Here is a 19495-nt window from a genome sequence, read left to right as displayed (position 1 = left end):
ACTACAACCGCACACTTTCTCCAGCCTCCAGAAAATACAACCACTTCTCAGCAACCCTTGTACCTGTAATATCTTCGATCACATGTGCGTACAGCTCCAGTTGAAAACGATATTGCTCCGTTAAATGAGGCACCGTCCTATATTCGGAAACCCGGTCTGTTTTGTAATCAAGCAAAACCAGCCCTTCTGGCCCTTCAAAAAGACAGTCAATAATCCCGTTCATCAGCACTCTATCATCGTGGCCAGGCTCTGACGTCATGTTTTCCTCCTGTTGCTCGGCTCCTGACTCTATTTCCTGTGCAGACAGCATCGACGGCAAGCTGCGGCTCCAAAAATCAGCGACTCCTATCGTATAGGTGAACGGAAGCTCACGCTGAACATGGGATGCCTCCAGCAATCTGCGACCCAGCTCGCTGGTGAAGAAGCGCAATATTTTATCCGTATCTAATGCCTCCGCCTGAACATCCAGCAATAAGCGCTGGTTCAGCAGACGGGCCTTCGTTTCCTCAATCACCTCGGCGTTCATCACACCACCCAGCGGCAAATGCAGGAACAGCGTATGGTATACCGTTCCACGCTCCGTTGGCGTCAGTTGCCGATTGCCCATAAATTTGGGTCTGCGCAAGTGCAATCGATTTCCCCCAGTCTGAGAATCTTCCATCTCCTCTGGTAACTCTGCTACTTGAAAAGAAGACAGATTCAGCCAATCTTCCGATCCAGCTTCCTGCATCGTTAGCCATCTTTTCATTTCGGTAACCGATGTATTCGCCGCCGTCTTGCTTGCCCGTTCATACGGATAGGACCAGGAAAGCGCAGCGGCAATATCTGCATCAGCCCTTGTTGTCATATCTGCTGGGCTATTGGATACGGAATCGGATGAGAGCCACCTTTTGTCGATCGGCTCGGCATTTTTCAACGCTACCGTCTTCTGCTGACGCTCTTCATTAACAGTCTCTTCCCCAGGGTCCGAATTCAAACGAGAGCCGGAAAGAGTCTCCGAAGCTATGATTCTAAATAGCCAATCCCCGCCCGGCATAGTTTCCAGCCTGTGATAGTCCCCCTCCTGATCCCCTGCCGCTTCCCTCAGTACAGCAGCAGAAGGATGTCGGATCAACGCAGGACCTACCCAGTCCAGATAACTGCGGCCTGCCGCCAGCATATAATCGGGTAAAACTGTCTCCGTATGCTCTTTGGCACGTGCCCAACCCGCAGCGCGTGCAGCAAGATCCTTTACCGTTCCGGTCATAATAAGCTTTTCACGTGGACGCGTAAGCGCCACGTACAGCACCCGCATTTCTTCAGCCAACAGCTCCAGCTGGGAGCGTCGACGGATCGCCAAATTAGGCAGCGTCGGGTAGCTGACCCGATTTTGTTCCTCCACATATTTGGGACCAAACCCCAGCTCCTTATGCATCAGAAACGGCGCATTCAGATCCTGCTGATTGAACATTTTAGCCGTTCCCGCGATGAACACAACAGGAAATTCTAGTCCTTTACTTTTGTGAATCGTCATAATGCGCACAGCCTGATCGGGTTCAGTACCGCCACTGGATGATCCTAAATCACCGCCTCGCTCTCGCAAACGGGAAATAAAGGTCAAAAACCGGAACAAGCCCCGGTTAGAGGTTGAAGTCTCATATTGTCTCGCCCGGTCATATAACGCCCGCAAATTGCTTTGACGTTGGGAGCCGCCAGGCAATCCACCTACCCAATCCAGATATCCCGTTTCCTCCAGCAAACGCCAAATCAATGCACTCAAGCTGCCTTGTCTTGCTTCCTGCCGCCACGCTTCCAAATCGCGCAAAAACGAATGCAGTCGGGCAGGCAACGTATTTCCGCTATTTCTGTCATCCATATCAGAGGCATCTCTCGAATCTCCTGCGAGAAGCTCCAATTCCAGCATGTCGCTGGACGTTCTATTTTCGCTATCCTGTGTATGGTCAGCCTCAGCCGCCGCAAGCAGAGCGCCATAAAATAGTCCGTCCGGCTTCTCCAGCCGGATTTGTGCCAGCTCGTCCTCGGTCAAGCCTACAATCGGTGAACGAAGCACAGATGCCAGCGGGATGTCCTGCTGCGGATTATCAATAATGTGTAGCAGAGACAGCATCACCTCAACTTCCGTTGCTTTGAAAAAGCCTGTCGTCTGCTCCCCGGATGCCGGAATGCCCTCAAGACGCAGTTCCTCTACAATCAGCGGTGCCCATATGCTTGCCGAACGGAGCAAAATGACAATATCACCGAAGACTGCCGGACGCATCGCTTTTAACCCTCTGTCATAAATCAACAGCGGTTGGCCTGTATCTCCCGTCAGCTCCTTAATCCGTTGCGCGATTGCGCGAGCTTCCAATTGTGCCGTTTCCAGCTCCGCAAGCTCAGCCATTTCGCCTTCCTGTAAAGCGGGTTCATCACCCGTTTCGGACAGTTCCGGAGCCTCCGAAAGACCGCGCCCGCCTTTATCAACTAACAGCAGTTCAGGTGCATACGGGGATGTGGCATCCTTTTCCGTCTGTTCAGGATAGGAAGCACCATGCGCCAACCATGCCCGTTCATCGTATTCAATTTCCGCCACATCCACGCTCATGATTTGTCGGAACACCAGATTGACTGCATCGACGACTTCCACCCGACTGCGGAAATTACGCGCCAGATCAACTAAAAAGCCATCTTCCTGTTCCTGCATACCGTATCGCTGGTATTTGTTCAAAAACAGACCCGGCTCCGCCAGCCGAAACCGATAAATACTCTGCTTTACGTCCCCTACCATAAAACGGTTACCCGGCTCTTCACGGGATACCAGCCTGACGATATCCTCCTGTACCGTATTCGTATCCTGATACTCATCCAGCAGTACCTCGTCGAATTGCTCCTTGTATTCAAGCGCAGCGTCTGAAGGCAGCAGTCTGTGCGGAGTGGAGTCGGGATGACGTAATATTTTTAGACAATAGTGCTCCAAATCTCCAAAATCCACCAGCCCTTTAGACTGCTTGTGCTGTTGAAATCGTTCGCCGAATAAAATAACGGTTTCCACCAGTTCGTCCATCAGAGGAGCCGCCGCATGCAGTTCCTCCAAATAGGCTTCTGCTCTCCTGCCGAACAGGGATGCCTTCATATCTATAATCATTTTTTTGGTTGCCTCACGGAGCGCCTTGACCCGTTCCTGTAGTGCAGGCTCAGTCTGATCCTTTTTGACCGGCTTGAGCTTGCCGAAGGCCGCTATCTGAAAGTGATCATACAGCGATGCCCACGGCTGTGTCTCCAGCTCCTGCAATAGTCCCTTCACCATCGCGGTATCCTCTTGCAGCGTCACTGCATAGGGCGCAGGGCCGCCGGGCTGCATAGCCGTTTCATACGCCTGCTCCAGCAGGCTTGCTGCTCCGCGCAGCGAAAGTGCCGCATCCGCCAAAATGCTGCGGACCCAAGGAGTTTCTCCCAAAGCCGCCACATCCTGTACACGGAACGCTGCTGCCGTCTCGCTCAGCCAGTGCTCTGGCCAGGGATGACTTTGCGAAAAATCGTACAAGCGCTGAACAAGCACATACATCGCATCATCTGTACGCTCACCGCTAAACCAGTCCACCAGTCTGCGGAATGTACTGCCTTCATCGTTAGCCTCATACTTTTCCTCAAACAATTCTTCCAGTAGCTCCTGCCGCAGCAATTCCGTCTCATGCTCATTCATAATCCGAAAACCGGGATCAAGAGGAATGGCCTGATAATGCCTGCGAATGACCTCCATACAAAAAGAGTGAAGTGTCGTAATCGAGGCCCGATTCAGCAGCGATAGCTGACGACGTAGATGCTCACTATCCGGCTCCTGTTCCAGCACACGTTCCAAAGCTTCACGTATACGTTGGCGCATTTCGGCGGCAGCAGCCTTTGTAAAGGTCGCTACCAGCAACCGATCCACGCTGAAACCGAGCCGCGGATCGGCGATTTTACGAATAATGCGCTCTACGAGCACCGCTGTTTTACCAGACCCCGCCGCTGCCGCTACCAGCATGTTGTTGCCAGATTCAGAAATCGCACGCCACTGGTCATCACTCCACATACTGCCTTCCGGCTTGGGTATGCCGTTGGTGTCTGATGTACTTATCATTGGTCCATTCCTCCTTTCCCTTCCTGCGTATGACCAAGCAAATCCCAGATCTGATCCTTGCCGGGTTTCCCCCATTGGTTGTAGCCGCTACCTTCCAGACTGTCATCAAATTGACAAACAGGTTTGAAAGAACAGAAGGTACATGCCGTCTCTTGCTGGATACGATAAGGTTCAATCGCCACGTCGCCCTCTGTCATACGTGTCCCAATCGTTCGGATATTATCGCGTACCGAAGCCAGCAGGCTATCCCACTGTTCCGGCGAAGCGACAGACGCACTGCTGTAAAAGCTGCCGTCCGCCTTTACCGCAACTGGCAAAATGGAGGAATACCCCTTGTCCAATGCCGTATCCATTTGCCCAACCACATCCCGATTCGCGAGCAATAGCCCTTTCATCTTGAAGCGTTTTAGAAGCTCCTGACGGGCCTGTTCCGCGCTCAGACCATTCGGCGACTGCAACATCGGATTATGGACGTGAAAATACAGCGTACCCGCCGGATAAGCCGTCTCGCCAAGCCATTCCTCCGCCGCATTCAGCAGCACGTCCAGGTATGTGAGCATTTGCAAGGACAAGCCATAGTACACTTCATGCAGCTTGAGATCCTTTTGGCTGGATTTGTAGTCAATGACGCGTAAAAGCAAGCCTTGTTCTCCCTCTGCCACATCCACGCGGTCAATTCGTCCGACGATTTCCATCACCACACCGTTGTCCAGTCGAAAGGTCAGAGGAGGAAGCTTTTCTCCCGGCCCAAAGCCCAGCTCCAGCTCCAGTGGCTCAAAGCTGCCTCTACGCGCATGTTCACCCAAAATCAGCGAAGCCCGACTCACAATGTCTTTCAGCTTGCGCAAAATGTACCCGTACCGCTTGGAGCTCATTAAAATCTCGCCTTGCAGACGAGGGGCCAAACGCTCCACCGTCGATTCCGCCTCTTGTCGGCATTCCTCTGTACTGAGACTCCCCCAACTTACGTTTCGTTTACGTAAATTCATCGCCATCTCTCCGAGCGCCGCATGGAACAACTGCCCGATATCCGGTGCCTTTAGCCGATACATTTGGCGCTCCTTCAAGCGAAGACCATGGGAAGCAAAATGCGAAAACGGACAAGCGACAAAACGTTCCATACGAGATACGCTGGTACGCAGCTTGCTGCCATACAGACGGCGACTCGTTTCTTTCCGCATTTCGGCATGATTTTCGTAAAAAAGTGAGGTCAGCAACTGACGCAGCTTGTCCCTTTCACGCCCCTGCTGGCCCGCATACCAGTTGTATACCTCCCACCAGGGAGATAAAATCTCTCCACCATGCCGCCATTGCCGGAATTGCGCGATCAGCTGTGGCAATGCCTCGGACGGATGGGAAGCATACTCCCATTGAGTCGCCCATGGGTCCCGAGGCAAAGGATAGGCAGCTAACGGGTGCTCTTCCAGAGCAGGGAACAGTTGACGGACATGCCGTACCAACTCTGACGGCAGCAACGACTTGCCCTCTTCGTCGGTCACGGCATAGCTCATCCACAGACTGCTTCCGGCTGACGTGAGCGCCGTATACGCAAGAAAACGTTCATCCAGCAGACGTCTTGTCATATCCGGCGCCAGCTCTACGCCCCGTTCATTCAAGGCGGTGCGTTCCTGCTCGTTCAGCACGCCATCCTCATGAAATACAGCTGGCATCACACCTTCGTTCATACCCAGCACAAAGACATGTTGAATACCAGCAACGCGTGTACGGTCCGTGTTTCCGACCAGCACCTGATCCAGAGCTGGCGGAACAAGACCCATACGGTACTCTATCAGACCCGTTTCCAGAACATCGGCAAATAAAGAAGTGTCCAGCTTCTCGTCACCCATCATTTCGACGATCTGATCCAACAGCTCAAGCACCGCATCCCATACCTGACGGTGCTCCTTCGCCTGCTCGGGATTTCCCGCTTCCTCGGCCTGATGGATCAAGTTATCCAGCTTATGCCCAATTTCTGCATCCTCCAGCAACAAATACACCGCTTCACACTTCTCAAGTGCAGTCCGGGCCTTACCCAGACGTTTCTCAAACGCACGTAAAGGCGTCACGATCACATCGCGGCACAGCTCCATTAGATCCAGCGTTTCGTCCCGCTGACGGTTCCGCTCCTGTTCCTCCAGCTCCAGCGAAAGGCTGGGTACAGCCTGCCAAGGCCGTCCGTCTGTCCAGCGGCTGCCCTGTATCCCGCAGGCCAATGCGTAATTTTCCAGACGGTCCATATCCTCGCGGCTGACCCGTCCATCCTGTGGCAACAGCAGATCCGTTTTGACCGCACGAAATACATCCTCGTACCGCCAACGCCGCTGGACGATATCCAGCGAAGCCCGAATCATTTCCACCAAGGGATGATGCAATACGCTTCTGCGCTGATCCAGAAACACCGGAACCTCATATTGCTTAAATATCGGCTCCACCCACGGCTCATAATCCTCAATCTGGCGTACAAACAGAGCCATTTCCCGATAACGTGCCCCCTCATCTCGGGCCAGGCGGCGCATTTCGCGCACTGCGCCCTCCAGCTCGACACGTCGGTTCGCTGCGGCATACAGTTTGATTTCTTCTGGCTGCTTATCTTTCCATTGCTCCCGCATCTGTTGCTGCGGCATGGGTCGTTCCTGGTTCCGATATCCCGCACGTCGTTCAAACTCTGCCTCCAGATACGCCAACGCCGGGCGGTCCTTAAATCTCGGAAGCGGATCAGGGCGCAGCAATTGTGTCTGCGTCTCCATCATCAGCTCGTCCGCCATCCCTTTAAGCTTTACATAGGTAGCCGCCGAAGGATGAAACAAATCCAGCTCATGCGGAAGCTGTCCACTCTCGTAGCTACGATTGCAGGTCAGTGCGACCGTCAACGAAGAAGCGTGCAGCATGAGCTGCTCCACCACCTTGTATTCATGCGGCGTAAACCTGCGGTAGCCATCCATCCAAATATCCGCTCCACGTACAATGGACGACTCAGCAATCTGCTCCGCCAGCATACGCAGCGTATCCTCGCCGTCAATATATTTAAGCGTCAGCTCTCTTTCAAAATCCTCATAAATCAAACTGATGTCCTTGAGCTTGCCGCGTAAAATCGGAGTGGATTCCCCCGCAGCATTCATTCGCTCCAGTTGCTCCGGTACAGACCGAGTATCATTCCCGTACTGCTTCAGCTCTGTAAACAGCGTATTTAACCGATCCACAAAGCCCAGTTGGTCTCCCGAATCCTTAAATAAACTCAGTTCATCTTTGCGACGACGAATAATTTTATATAAAAGCATCTTCTTGCCTTCCTCCGTCACAGGTACCAGCGCCGAACCCTCGGTTTCCTGCATGACCAAATAGGCAAGACGATGAAATCCCATGACCTGTGCGCGCACCGTCCCCTGAATACCGTTTCCGGCTTCTGTAAGCAGCGCATGCTCGGAAGCAAATGACGATTGCTCCGGCACAAGCAACAGCATAGGCTTACCTAGCGGTTTCTTGCGTAGCATAGCCGTCATTTCACGACGTATTAACGTGCTTTTCCCACTGCCTGAGCGGCCAATTAACAAACGGACCGACATGATGCGGCCTCCTTTCCAACGAACAACAATCTATTAAACAGTATAGCATATGAGGCAAGGGAGAAAAGAACGTACGTTTGCCATCTTGTAGCATTTTATCCTCCCTCAAAAAACAAACAGTCCCGCAGGTTGGCTTGGTGCATGCCTTCTCTACAGGACTGATTTATTGATAAAACGAGCCTAATCTACTTATTCCGCTATCCCAAAAGGCGGTTAACTGTGTATGAATTCTACAGTTGTGTCCGGCTACGCACCTCAAAAATAGCGAATTTCAAATAATGGCCTTCCTCCACACCCAGAATTTGGGGATGATCCTTGCCAGCCGCTCTCCAATCCACCAGACGGAGGATTTTTCCGGCATCTGCCGCCGCTTCCTTAATCGTGTCCAGAAACAGCTCCGGCCGCATATGGAATGAGCAACTCGCAGTCACTAAATAGCCGCCCTCATTGACCAGCTTCATCCCGTGCAGATTAATATCCTTATATCCCCGCGTAGCTCCTTTGACCGCATTCTTTGTTTTGGCAAAGGCCGGCGGATCAAGAATAACTACATCAAAGGTACGTCCGCCCCCTGCTGTGAGCGGCTTGGAAGTATCCCCCTTTCCCCCGGCCCGCGCGGTGCGTTCCTCTAAGCCTTTAACCTGATTGCGCAAATATTGGAAAGCATCGTCCACGACAAACTCGACGCGTTCCTCAAAACCGTTCAGCTTGACATTATCCCGTGCGCTTTCAATTGCGTGCTCGGAAATATCAAGACAGGTTACTTTTTTAGCACCGTATTTGCAGGCATTGAGCGTAAAGCTTCCCGTATGTGAAAAGCACTCCAGCACGGTTGCACCATCCCAGAATGGGAACTCCACAACCTTGCCGCTTCTGTTCACAGGCTTCATGACCGCTGTGCCAGCGTCACCCTGTTCTGCTACTTCCTGTAGCGTAATTCCGCTGCGTCCTCCCCAGCCCGTCATCAGTGGAGCAATCGCCGCACGATTCTCACGCTGGTCAAAGAAATAGCCTGTCTTCTGGCCCTCTACAATATCGACCTTGATACGCAAACCATTTTCCGTTACCACGACATGACGTGGGCAGTCGCCATATAAAGGCCCTTTGGTCTGTTCCAGTCCTTCCAGCTCGCGGATGGATACATCGCTGCGCTCATATATACCAACAGGGCCAATCACTTCAACAAGTGCATCCCTGATTTCTTCCCTGCGGCGATCCATACCGAGCGTTAATAATTGTACGACTAACACGTCGCCAAAACGGTCTACAATCAGCCCGGGTAAAAAATCAGCCTCGCCGTATACCAGCCGATACGCGTCTCCCCCGGTCACAAAACGTTCACGGTGCTCCAGACAATCGCGGAACCGTTTGGCAAAAAAGCTTTGATCCATCGCTTCCAGCGGCTCGTAGGACATCACACGCACCGTAATTTGCGAGGCCGGATTATAGTAACCCGTTGCCAAATAACGGCCCTGATGGTTTACGATACTGACCAGATCACCCGCCTCCGGCTCACCCTCCACCTTGGCTATTTCATTTTTAAACACCCAGGGGTGCGCGTGTTCCAGCCTTTTTTTGCGGCTGCGTTCCAATATTACTGAAGGCAAAGTCCTTCACTCCCATTCTTGGATTAATCAAAGTGTTAAAAGTGTGGGGTTCGATGGGGCGCGGCTCCGCGATTCATTTGATCTTACGATCGCTGTTGCAATGGGATTCTTGGATTTTACAAATAATTTTAATGGTAAGAATCCCCCTGCAAAGGCGAACGCTACCGCTTCTCCAGATTCAAATGAACCGCTCCGCTACTGCCCGCCTTAATATCGACGTCACACTTTTAAAGCTTGTGAAGTTCTATAAAAATTTTCGTTTTCCTAAAAAACAGCTTGGTCATGCTTGTCATGGCTGTCCTTGACAGATCATAGGCTGTTACATAAGCGTCTCAGCAGTTTTGAAAAGAATTTTTTGCTTAGGTTCAAGTTCTTTATTCCGAGTGAATCACAGGGGAACATCATTCCACTTTAAAGGCAGGTAACAGCGTAGCGGTCCATTTGAATCTGGAGAAGCGTAGCGATCGTAAGATCAAATAGACTACGAAGCGTCCTTAATTGGCCAACGTAAAACGGTTTAGAAAGGGGGAACGCCCGTGTTTATTCATGTTATTTTGCCGCTGTCCGGTGGGCTGCTTATTTTTTTGGGCGGGATGAAGCTGATGGAAGCGGCCCTCCGGCATTTGGCTGGTCCCTTCCTCACCCGCTGGCTAAACCGGGCCACCGTTTCCCCTTGGCGGGGCATGCTGTTCAGCTCAGGCATTACCGCCCTGCTGCAAAGCAGCACCGCTGTCACGGTGCTGACCATCGGACTGGTCAACGCCGGGCTGTTGACCTACGGCCGCACGCTCGGCATCATCCTCGGTACCAATATTGGTACCTGCCTGACCACCGAGCTGATGGGGCTCCAGCTAGGCAAACTGGCTGTTCCACTGCTCTGCGGCTCGCTGCTTTGCTGGAGCACCGCCGTCTTGTGGGGCGAGGCTGTCTCCAGCCGCCAGTATGCGTCTGCCGAGCCACCATCCAGCCCCAATCAACTCAGCCGACCGCAGGCTGTACAATATATCAGCCTCGCCTTTGCCGGATTTTCGCTGATCCTTGCGGGTATCCGAGTGATGCAAACAGTCGGCCCTTGGATTGAGCAGGCCGGGCTGTTCCGCTGGTTTCTTGACCACGCCGCGGCCAACATGTGGTGGGCCTTCGCAGCCGGGGCCTGCCTGACCGCACTGGTTCACAGCAGCGCCGCCGTTATTGGTATGGCGATCAGCCTTGCTGCTGCGGGAGCTTTGCCAGTCGATGTGGGTATCGCCATCGTCATCGGCTCCAACGTTGGCACCTGCGTGACGGCCCTGATTGCGGCTGTCGGCGGCAGCATGTCCGGCAAATTTGTGGCCTGGTCCCACGTGCTGCTGAACGTAGGCGGGGCGTTGCTGTTTATGCCGCTGATCCCTGGGCTGGAAATGGCAGCCGCCTGGATATCTGCTGAGCCTGGAGCCAGGGTCGCCCATGCTCAAACCCTGTTTAACGTGATCAGCTCTCTGCTTGTCTTGCCAATCTGCTATTTACCTGTATGGACACGTTTGGAGAATCGCATGTCTCCCAACATCATCAAACGTTAATTCCAAGCATGGACAGCGCCTTGCTCAAAATGACATCATTGTTGTCATATCCGCCTTGGCGCTGGAGACGCCATGCTTCCTCAGGCGTATGCCATGCAACACCTTTAATTTCTTCAATCTGTGCCTGTAAATCCCCATCCAGTGCTTCTACGAGATAATAATGGACTTCCTTGTCCACTTCCCCGAATTCAGGATGCTGATACGTATAAGCAATCATATCCACATGCTGGATAATCCGTCCGTTCAGCCCTGTTTCCTCACGAATTTCACGTAAAGCCGTCTGTTCGATCGTTTCTCCTTGCTCCATTTTACCTTTAGCCAAGGAGACCTTGCCGTATCGATCGGTTATCAGCTGAATTTCAAGCTGCTCCCCCTGTTTGCGGTACACCACACCGCCGGCGGAAATTTCCTTTTTTTCTGCCATCCTGCAATCCCCTTTCCTTGCGCAACAAGGATTCCGTCCTCCCTGTAAGGAAAGGCGAAATCCTTGTTTGCCATCTCTATGGCCTATTCAGGCTTTTTTTAGTTATTATAGGGCTGCTTGCAGTCCATTCTCCAGCACACGGACCAATTGGCCTTCACTTTCATTAACGCCCGCCTTCGTCAACTTCACGCGGCACACCTTGCCAACCAGATCCTTAGTACCTTCAAACACCAGTTGAATGTAATTGTCACTGTAACCGTGAAGCATGCCGCTATCTTCGGTCCCTTTCGGCGCAACTTCCGGAATGACCTCCAGCACCTGACCGACAAACTTTTCTGCATAAGCCAACTGCATTTGCTCTGACAGTTCAATCAGCTCATGCACACGTGCATTTTTCACGTCCTCATCCACCTGATCCTCCATACGCGCCGCAGGCGTACCGCTGCGTTTGGAATAAGGGAACACATGCATTTCCGAGAAGCCAATTTTTTTCATCAGCTCATAACCGTTGCGGAACATTTCGTCCGTTTCCCCAGGAAAGCCAACAATAACGTCTGTCGTAATCGCCACATCCGGCATCGCCTTGCGAATCATAAGCATTTTATTGTAAAACTCTTCTGTTGTGTATTTGCGGCGCATCCGTTTCAGCACGGTGTCATCTCCCGCCTGAAGCGGAATGTGAAAATGACGTACCAGCTTGGTGGAACGGTTCAGCACATCAAGCATTTTTTCATCAATCTGGCTGGCTTCAATGGAGCTGATACGGATACGCTCCAGCCCTTCTACCTTCTCCAGATCCCACAGCAGATCGGACAGATCATAATTGTCCATGTCGTCACCATAACCACCTGTATGAATGCCTGTGAGCACAATTTCTTTATAACCCGCATGTACCAGTTGACGCGCCTGAGTCATAATGCTCGCGGCATCGCGGCTGCGGGACAAACCACGCGACCACGGAATGATGCAGAAGGTACAAAAGTTGTTGCAGCCATCCTGAATTTTCAAAAACGCACGTGTGTGGTTAGCAAAATCAGGCACATCCATTTCCTCGAACACGCGCGTTTTCATAATGTTGCGCACAGCGTTCACAGGTTGACGCGACTCTTGAATCTCCTGAACAAACGGAATAATTTTGTCCCGATCCTGTGTACCAATAACGAGATCGACACCGGGAATATCCATAATTTCTGCAGGAGAAGTCTGGGCGTAACAGCCCGTCACTGCCACAATAGCATCCGGGTTCCGACGAATCGCACGGCGAATGATCTGACGACTCTTTTTATCGCCGGTATTCGTAACGGTGCACGTATTAATAAGGTAGACGTCAGCTGTCTGCTCATCAAAATCTACCTGCTCATAGCCTTCATTTTTGAACAGCTGCCAAATCGCTTCTGTATCATAAAAGTTTACCTTACAACCCAATGTGTAAAATGCCACTGACGGCATATTAAACCCCTCCCATTTCTCCTGACTCATATAAAATGCAAGCCAATGCAGTCATACCTGCGGTTTCCGCACGCAAAATGCGTCTTCCCAGCCCCGTAGACTGCGCCCCGGCCTGCTCGGCCTCCAGGCTCTCCGCTTCGCTGAATCCACCTTCCGGACCCACTATCAGCAGAACACGCAGCTTGTCCATCGACGTCCATTGTCCTGCCAAAGGCTGAATCACGTCCCGTAGCTGCCGCCCCTGCTCTTTTTCATAACAATAGCATATCAAATCATACTGCGAAAAAGAAGCCAGCAGCTCTTTCCACGTCATCGGCGCACTTATTTCCGGAATCCGGTTACGGTGGCTTTGCTCAGCCGCTTCCTTTACAATCTTGCGCCATCGCTCCAGCCGTTTGCCTTCCTTTTTGGCATCATACTGCACGACCGTACGCTCGGACAAAAACGGGACAAACCCCGCTGCCCCGATTTCTGTACATTTTTGCATAACGGTCTCCATCTTGTCTCCCTTGGGAAGACTTTGGGCAATGGTGACCTGCACATGCGGTTCGGAGGTCATCTCCAGCGGCTCGACTATCGTCGCCGTTACACGATCTTGTTCTATCGTATCCAGCGCAGCCAGCGCTTCCTTTGATACCCCGTCACTGACTATAATTTTGTCACCACTACGACCGCGCATGACCTTGGCAATATGTCGCGCATCCTCACCCGCCACGATCACATGGTCTTCCAGAAACTGCTCTGCCGGAATAAAATAACGCTGCATTGTCTCTCACACCTATTCTGAAAATAACTGTTATCCATTGGCTTTCTGTACAATATCCGAATAAATCACCAAGCACCATCATATCATCTTTTGCGCCCGCATGACCAGTATGTTGCTGCTTCAATTGTTATACTACCTTCCATACCCGCAAAAAAAGGAGCCGTTAGGCTCCGAATAATCCGATGATGTAAAAAGCAAACTGCAAAAACTGCACATAAATCGTCTGGGAAAGCACGTACAGCGGCTCAATCGTCACCGCCCTCACCTGCGGGATAACAAGGATCAACAGAAAAATAAAGATAGACCACTGCTCAAAATACTGAAGTTTGCGGCGCAGAGGTGTAGGGGCCACATCCTCCACAATCCGGTAACCATCCAGCGGTGGCAGCGGAATTAGATTAAAAATAAACAAAAACAGATTCAAACTAATCAGTGAATTGATAAACAAGTTGATGGCCTGAGCCACCCGCTGATTCTCGATATTCGGCAGCACCTGAAAATGAAGCAGCACCGCATAAATCAGGGTAGCCACAAAGGCAAGCAGCAAATTGCTCAGTGGTCCAGCAGCAGACACGACAATCCCCATAGAACGTGGGCGACTGAAATTGTCACGGTTGACCGGAACCGGTTTGGCCCAGCCAAAACCCCCGATCAGCAGTAGCAACGTACCCATCAGATCAATATGCACTGCCGGATTTAAAGTCACGCGTCCCAGCAGCTTGGCTGTAGGGTCACCGAATTTATTGGCATAATACGCATGTGCAAACTCATGTACCGTAAAAGATATGATCAGAGCCAGCAAGTAAAATGGAAGAACCTCTAACTTCACACGAAAAATATTTTGTAAAAAATCCATGGTTACCTCTTTCTCGCCACAAACGCCAGCCAATCCTCATCCCGGCACGTTTCGGCAATGTCGAAGCCCGCCGCCTTCAATGCGTTTTCGACAACCCCTTCTTTGTTCTTCCAAATCCCTGAAGCGATATAAATACCACCTGGCTCCAGAGCCTTGTACACATCATCAATAAACAGCAAAATAATTTCGGCCAAAATATTAGCGACCACCAGCTTGACTGGCAGTTGGATACCCAGCGTCGGATCGCTCGCATTCAGCACGGACAGCAGATCGCTCTCTTTAATGGTAATGCGATCCTCCAACCCATTCAGATGGGTATTTTCCCGCGCACTAGATACCGCTACGGGATCAAGGTCCAGAGCCAGTACATGCTTCGCTCCCAGTTGCACGGCTCCAATCGCCAAAATGCCGGAGCCTGTGCCCACATCAATGACTTCTTCTCCACCCTTGATCACAGATTCCAACGCTCTCAGACAAAGTGATGTTGTGGGATGCGTTCCGGTGCCAAAGGCCATGCCAGGGTCCAGCTCAATGATTTTTTCATCTTCACTGGCAGGCTCATAGGCTTCCCAAGTCGGTTTGATCGTTAGACGATCCGACACACGCAAAGGCTTGAAAAATTGCTTCCAGGCATTCGCCCAGTCATCCTCATTGACCGTTTTCAGCTCATACCGAACCTCGCCAGGGTCAATATCGAATGTTCTCAATTCTTCGACGCGTGGCTCAATTTGCGAACGGATGCCGTCCATCTCAACTTCTTCGGCAAAATAACCCTTGATGGTCGCTTGTCCTTCAGGAATGTCATTCAAGGGCCGATCATACCACTGTCCATAGGACGTATCGCGTGGTTTGTTCAGCGAACCGGATTCTTCAATGGAAACCCCTCCCGCACCTGCTTCGTGCAGAAAATTCGAAATCATTTCGACGGCTTCTTCGGTTGTATGTATTGTAATTTCATGCCACAACATGGTTTTCATTTCCTCCTCATTTCACATGCATACTCTATATTGTACTATATACATGCATAGGAGTTCAAAAAAGCTAGTATCATCGAAGTGCAAAATGTTTTGTAGAACTTGTGCATGTTGCCCACTCTTTTAGTCCAAGCCTCCTTAACTCTAGTACATACAATATAGTATATTCAAAGAAGGAGTGACTTATAATGGCCAAAACCGTTTTGGATTATAATGCTGCTGTCATCACACCTATTACCAATGGGATTAGTCTTCCGGTTCCTATTTCTCCAGCCGGACTAGGGATTGCTACTGCTTCCGTATTTATTGATCCGACTATTCCTGGAGCTGTTAACAATCGGGTAGAATTAAAGGCATCCATAGGCTTGCGTTTTGTTGGTGCGGGCAACATTAGAACACTTGTACGTATATGGAGAGCCGGCAAGGAAATTTATTACGGACTGCAGACTAATCTGTTTGACGACAACATTATCATTAATGTCGAAACGGTAGATGTTGCACCTCTGGGCGTGCAAAACTATCAACTGATTATTGAAAATCAAACGCCTGCGACTACTGCTTTCGTCTCCGGTCCCCTTGTTTTTAGCGCAACAGCCTATAGCGGATAATTAAATAGACAAGAGGATGAAACACAAATAAGACGGGCAATCCCACAAATCATATTTAATGATAGGGATGACCCGTCTTATTGAATTCTACTCGCTGTCGTTTATGATGCGCTCCTGACGACGATCAGCTACTTCACCGCGCCGGATCGCTTCCAAATCCTGAGCATCTGCCTGCTCTGCCGAGAACTCAACATCCTCATTTTTAGCAGATTGTGCACGCTTGATTTTCTCGGTTTTGGTCAGCACTTTATCGAACCGTTTGTTTGTGGGCATCTGTCACAGCTCCTTCCAACGTTTTCACAGCATACCACCCGCTTGTTCCACAATAGACATCGCCTGATGATGAATGGATTCATCCACCACAGCGGTTAACAATATATCGCGGCCTGTCGGCCCACCTTGCCCGCCGTCACTCATTCCGCTGGCAGATGGATCAGCCGCAGCCAGTATCGCTGGAGTTGCATCCGTAAACTCCACTCCCTGCGTCAGTGAGGACAAGCTGCTAATTTGTCCCGCAAATACAGGTAATCCGACGTTGCCCGTAGACTGTCGGGGATAGCGGCTAAATCGGTCTATAGATACATCTGCTGCCCGGAGAGCTTCCAGCTTTCTAGCTGCTCCTTGTGCTTCCTCGGGGCTTTTGAAATACGCCAATATATTTTTTTCACTCATCCCCAAAACTCCCTGTGTGGTATTGAGCGCAACTCCTGTTCAAAAACATAGACAGTTGCGCTTTGCTATATCCTGCTCATTGGCACGGATTTATATTCCCCACGAAGGCTGAACGGAACAAACAACACCGAGTTTAGTATGCTGAAACGGTTGGAAAGTAGCTTGTGAAGATTATAACTTTTGCGGGTGCAAAGCAGCGGCAGGAGCTTTACCTGCCTTGGCTACTCCTGTCTCCCACGCAGCGCGAACTACAGCATCCCGAACCTTAGAGACTACCTGCGGATTAAACACATTGGGTATGATATAAGTTTCACTTAGCTCTTCAGGGCTGATCGCATCAGCAATGGCAAGTCCGGCAGCCAGCTTCATTTCTTCATTAATCGTCGTGGCATGGCAATCCAGTGCGCCCCGGAAAATTCCCGGAAAGCACAGTACATTGTTAATCTGATTAGGATAATCAGAGCGGCCCGTAGCCAGAACGCGTACATAAGGCGCTGCTAAAGCCGGATCAATCTCCGGCTTCGGATTCGCCATAGCGAAGACAACGGGATCAACAGCCATGCTCTGAATATCCTTCACACTCAGCAAATCCGGGCCTGACAGACCGATGAACACATCGGCCCCCACAATCACCTCAGATAAACTGCCACTCAAATTGTACGGATTGGTCATGCTCGCATACTCCGTCCAATGTGGATTGCTATATTCCACGCCACGATGAATGGCTCCCTGCCGATCAACGCCAATCAGATTGCGTACACCCGCCTTGAGCAACATCCGAGAGCAAGCCGTACCCGCCGCACCGATACCTGCAAATACGACTTTGACATCCTCTATTTTTTTACCACATACCTTCAATGCATTCACCAGACCTGCTAACACGACGACGGCCGTACCATGCTGATCATCATGAAATACCGGAATGTCCAGCTCCTCTTTTAATCGTCTCTCAATCTCAAAGCAGCGCGGTGAAGAGATATCCTCCAAATTAATACCACCAAAGGCAGGAGCAATCATTTTGACAATTTGAACAATTTCGTCAGGATCCTTCGTATTAAGGCAGATTGGAAATGCATCTACGCCTGCAAATTGTTTGAACAGAACCGCCTTACCTTCCATCACAGGCATAGCCGCCTCTGGTCCGATATCTCCCAATCCTAGCACCGCTGTTCCATCCGATACGACCGCCACTGTATTTTTTTTGATCGTTAATTGATAGGCTTTGGCTGGGTCATTCGCAATTTCCATACAGATTTCAGCTACGCCGGGGGTATAAATCTTGGATAGCTCCTCCATGCTTGCAATCGGCTGCTTCGGTTGGGTCTCCATTTTACCGCCCTCATGTAATTGTCTGATCTCTTCTGTCAAGCTACTCATGCTTCTCTCCATCCTTTCATGTCTGTATATTTTTTCTGTACATTTGTTATAGATATCAGGCTTTTGTATAGACTCATCAGCTCCATAAATTGAGTAACAAGGTTGCTAAAATGACTGTGGCTGCCCCGCCAATGCGTGTTGCTATTTGCGCAAAAGGCATTAGCTCCATACGATTCGATGCAGACAGGATCGCTACATCCCCCGTACCGCCCAATCCGCCACGACAACTGGTCACCAACGCAGCTTCCACCGGGTACATGTTAATCCATTTTCCTGTGAAGTATCCAGCAACAATCAATGCAACCACAACGGATGCGCAGGTTATGGCATAAGGAATCGTAAGAATTCCAATCACACTATCCAAAGGCACATACAAAATACCCAATCCCACCATCAACGGCCATGTCAAGCTTGCCGCAATACATTTGTACAAATGAAAAGCTCCCTGCTCTATCTGGGCCGGCATCGCTTGAATACACTTCATTAAGGCCGCAGCCAGAATCATCAGAATCGGGCCAGGAATATGAAGATACGGCTCCAGCAGTTTACCTACAATAAAGAAAGTACAGGCTAGCAGCAGCCCCCCACCCATCAATGGAAACGAGACAGGTTGTTCCAGACTCACCGAAGATAACTTTTCCCCTTTTTTATCAAGTTTCAACAACTTCCCGTTACCAGAAGTATGAGGATTTTTCTCCGCCATTTTTTTCAAAATACCCGCACCTATGATGGCAACAATATTGCCAATGATTGCGGCCGGGATAAACTGGGATACGAATACCGCTGAATCCTTGCCCAGCACCAATCCATATGAAATGGACAATGGTAGAATCCCTTCTCCAATCCCGCCGGAGATAATCGGAATAATGATGTAAAAAAACGTATGATAGGCGCTGTAGCCAAAAGCCATACCCACCACCATACCTACTGCTACGGCTGCAATGGAGCCTATTATAATGGGGGCAAAAATTTTGACAATTCCGTTCATCAGCATCTTCCGATCCATGCCCAGAATACTTCCGGTGACCAGACAAGCGATATAAAAATAAAGAAAATTCGAGGTTTTCATCAGCGTGTGTACAGCACCCATCGCAGATGGAGGAAACATGTTCCAAAATACCATCAACGATGGAACCATGAGTGACAGAATGGCCGGACCGCCAATATGCTTGAGCAGCGGAAGTTTCGCCCCCAGATCACTGAGCAATATGCCTAAAATCATAATGACAGCAAATCCGCCCAGCAGATCGTTCGGAAGTCTCTGTGTAATCGCAGCTGCGTATACAATCAACGCAATCACGACGTAAAGCGGAAGCGGAATAACCCCCACTTTTATCCTGCCCAGCATCCTGATGCCGTCTGCAGGATTTTTACGCCATTTTTGCCACTTTTGAATGACCGGCTGGTTTGTAGCATTTTCCATAAAGCTCCCTCCTTGTAGTGAAGAATGATGACCATGCTTCCATTCTACACTTCGGAAAACGCTTTATTTGGTTTTTAAACTAATCATTCACTTTTGTAATTAAAGTAATCAAAAAGAGGGC

The 19495-nt window shown here is 50.5% G+C and carries 14 protein-coding genes; 2 read left to right on the top strand and 12 right to left on the bottom strand.

Going from position 1 to position 19495, the window contains the following annotated elements; translation table 11 throughout:
• Position 1: 1 nt before the first annotated feature.
• The 3 genes from addA to ABH897_RS03860 form a co-directional block, all read right to left on the bottom strand.
• Positions 2 to 4096 carry a helicase-exonuclease AddAB subunit AddA gene (gene addA / locus ABH897_RS03870; RefSeq protein ID WP_404591251.1) on the bottom strand — a complete coding sequence of 1365 codons (4095 nt, stop codon included), beginning with the start codon at positions 4094 to 4096 and terminating at the stop codon, positions 2 to 4.
• Complete coding sequence (gene addB / locus ABH897_RS03865; protein WP_283652542.1) at positions 4093 to 7659, bottom strand: helicase-exonuclease AddAB subunit AddB; 3567 nt, start codon at positions 7657 to 7659, stop codon at positions 4093 to 4095. The genes addA and addB overlap by 4 nt, the downstream gene beginning before the upstream one ends.
• Positions 7660 to 7889: 230 nt before the next feature.
• Positions 7890 to 9266, bottom strand: a complete 1377-nt coding sequence (locus tag ABH897_RS03860; protein ID WP_283652543.1) for a class I SAM-dependent rRNA methyltransferase — start codon at positions 9264 to 9266, stop codon at positions 7890 to 7892.
• A gap of 536 nt (positions 9267 to 9802) precedes the next feature.
• Between ABH897_RS03860 and ABH897_RS03855 the strand changes: the two genes are divergently transcribed.
• Positions 9803 to 10825 (top strand): Na/Pi cotransporter family protein, encoded by a 1023-nt coding sequence (locus ABH897_RS03855; protein ID WP_283652544.1) that lies wholly within the window; start codon positions 9803 to 9805, stop codon positions 10823 to 10825.
• Here the strand turns inward: ABH897_RS03855 and ABH897_RS03850 are convergent.
• The 5 genes from ABH897_RS03850 to prmA form a co-directional block, all read right to left on the bottom strand.
• A complete protein-coding gene (locus ABH897_RS03850; RefSeq protein WP_283652545.1) occupies positions 10815 to 11249 on the bottom strand; it encodes an NUDIX hydrolase in 435 nt (144 codons plus the stop codon). The genes ABH897_RS03855 and ABH897_RS03850 overlap by 11 nt on opposite strands.
• A gap of 105 nt (positions 11250 to 11354) precedes the next feature.
• Positions 11355 to 12698 (bottom strand): tRNA (N(6)-L-threonylcarbamoyladenosine(37)-C(2))-methylthiotransferase MtaB, encoded by a 1344-nt coding sequence (gene mtaB / locus ABH897_RS03845; protein WP_283652546.1) that lies wholly within the window; start codon positions 12696 to 12698, stop codon positions 11355 to 11357.
• Position 12699: 1 nt separating this feature from the next.
• Positions 12700 to 13464, bottom strand: coding sequence for a 16S rRNA (uracil(1498)-N(3))-methyltransferase (locus ABH897_RS03840; protein WP_404580561.1), 765 nt, complete (start codon positions 13462 to 13464; stop codon positions 12700 to 12702).
• Positions 13465 to 13627: 163 nt separating this feature from the next.
• Entirely contained in the window at positions 13628 to 14320 is a 693-nt protein-coding gene (locus ABH897_RS03835) for a site-2 protease family protein (RefSeq protein ID WP_283652548.1), read from the bottom strand.
• Positions 14321 to 14322: 2 nt separating this feature from the next.
• Complete coding sequence (prmA, locus tag ABH897_RS03830; RefSeq protein ID WP_404580563.1) at positions 14323 to 15288, bottom strand: 50S ribosomal protein L11 methyltransferase; 966 nt, start codon at positions 15286 to 15288, stop codon at positions 14323 to 14325.
• Between the two features lie 194 nt (positions 15289 to 15482).
• Here prmA and ABH897_RS03825 point away from each other — a divergent pair, with 194 nt between their 5' ends.
• A complete protein-coding gene (locus tag ABH897_RS03825) occupies positions 15483 to 15902 on the top strand; it encodes a hypothetical protein (RefSeq protein WP_283652550.1) in 420 nt (139 codons plus the stop codon).
• 87 nt (positions 15903 to 15989) lie between these two features.
• Here the strand turns inward: ABH897_RS03825 and ABH897_RS03820 are convergent, their stop codons facing one another.
• The 4 genes from ABH897_RS03820 to ABH897_RS03805 all read right to left on the bottom strand — a co-directional run bounded on the left by ABH897_RS03820 (position 15990) and on the right by ABH897_RS03805 (position 19374).
• Positions 15990 to 16175 (bottom strand): YfhD family protein, encoded by a 186-nt coding sequence (locus tag ABH897_RS03820; RefSeq protein WP_044645104.1) that lies wholly within the window; start codon positions 16173 to 16175, stop codon positions 15990 to 15992.
• Positions 16176 to 16199: 24 nt separating this feature from the next.
• Positions 16200 to 16574, bottom strand: a complete 375-nt coding sequence (locus tag ABH897_RS03815; protein WP_044645105.1) for a hypothetical protein — start codon at positions 16572 to 16574, stop codon at positions 16200 to 16202.
• A gap of 171 nt (positions 16575 to 16745) precedes the next feature.
• A complete protein-coding gene (locus tag ABH897_RS03810; protein WP_404580565.1) occupies positions 16746 to 17951 on the bottom strand; it encodes an NAD(P)-dependent malic enzyme in 1206 nt (401 codons plus the stop codon).
• 76 nt (positions 17952 to 18027) lie between these two features.
• Positions 18028 to 19374 (bottom strand): 2-hydroxycarboxylate transporter family protein, encoded by a 1347-nt coding sequence (locus tag ABH897_RS03805; RefSeq protein WP_283652552.1) that lies wholly within the window; start codon positions 19372 to 19374, stop codon positions 18028 to 18030.
• Positions 19375 to 19495: the final 121 nt, after the last annotated feature.

It is taken from the genome of Paenibacillus sp. RC73 (genome assembly GCF_044908085.1).
GTDB lineage: Bacteria > Bacillota > Bacilli > Paenibacillales > Paenibacillaceae > Paenibacillus > Paenibacillus terrae_A.
This window is presented reverse-complemented; position numbering and strand designations above follow the sequence as displayed.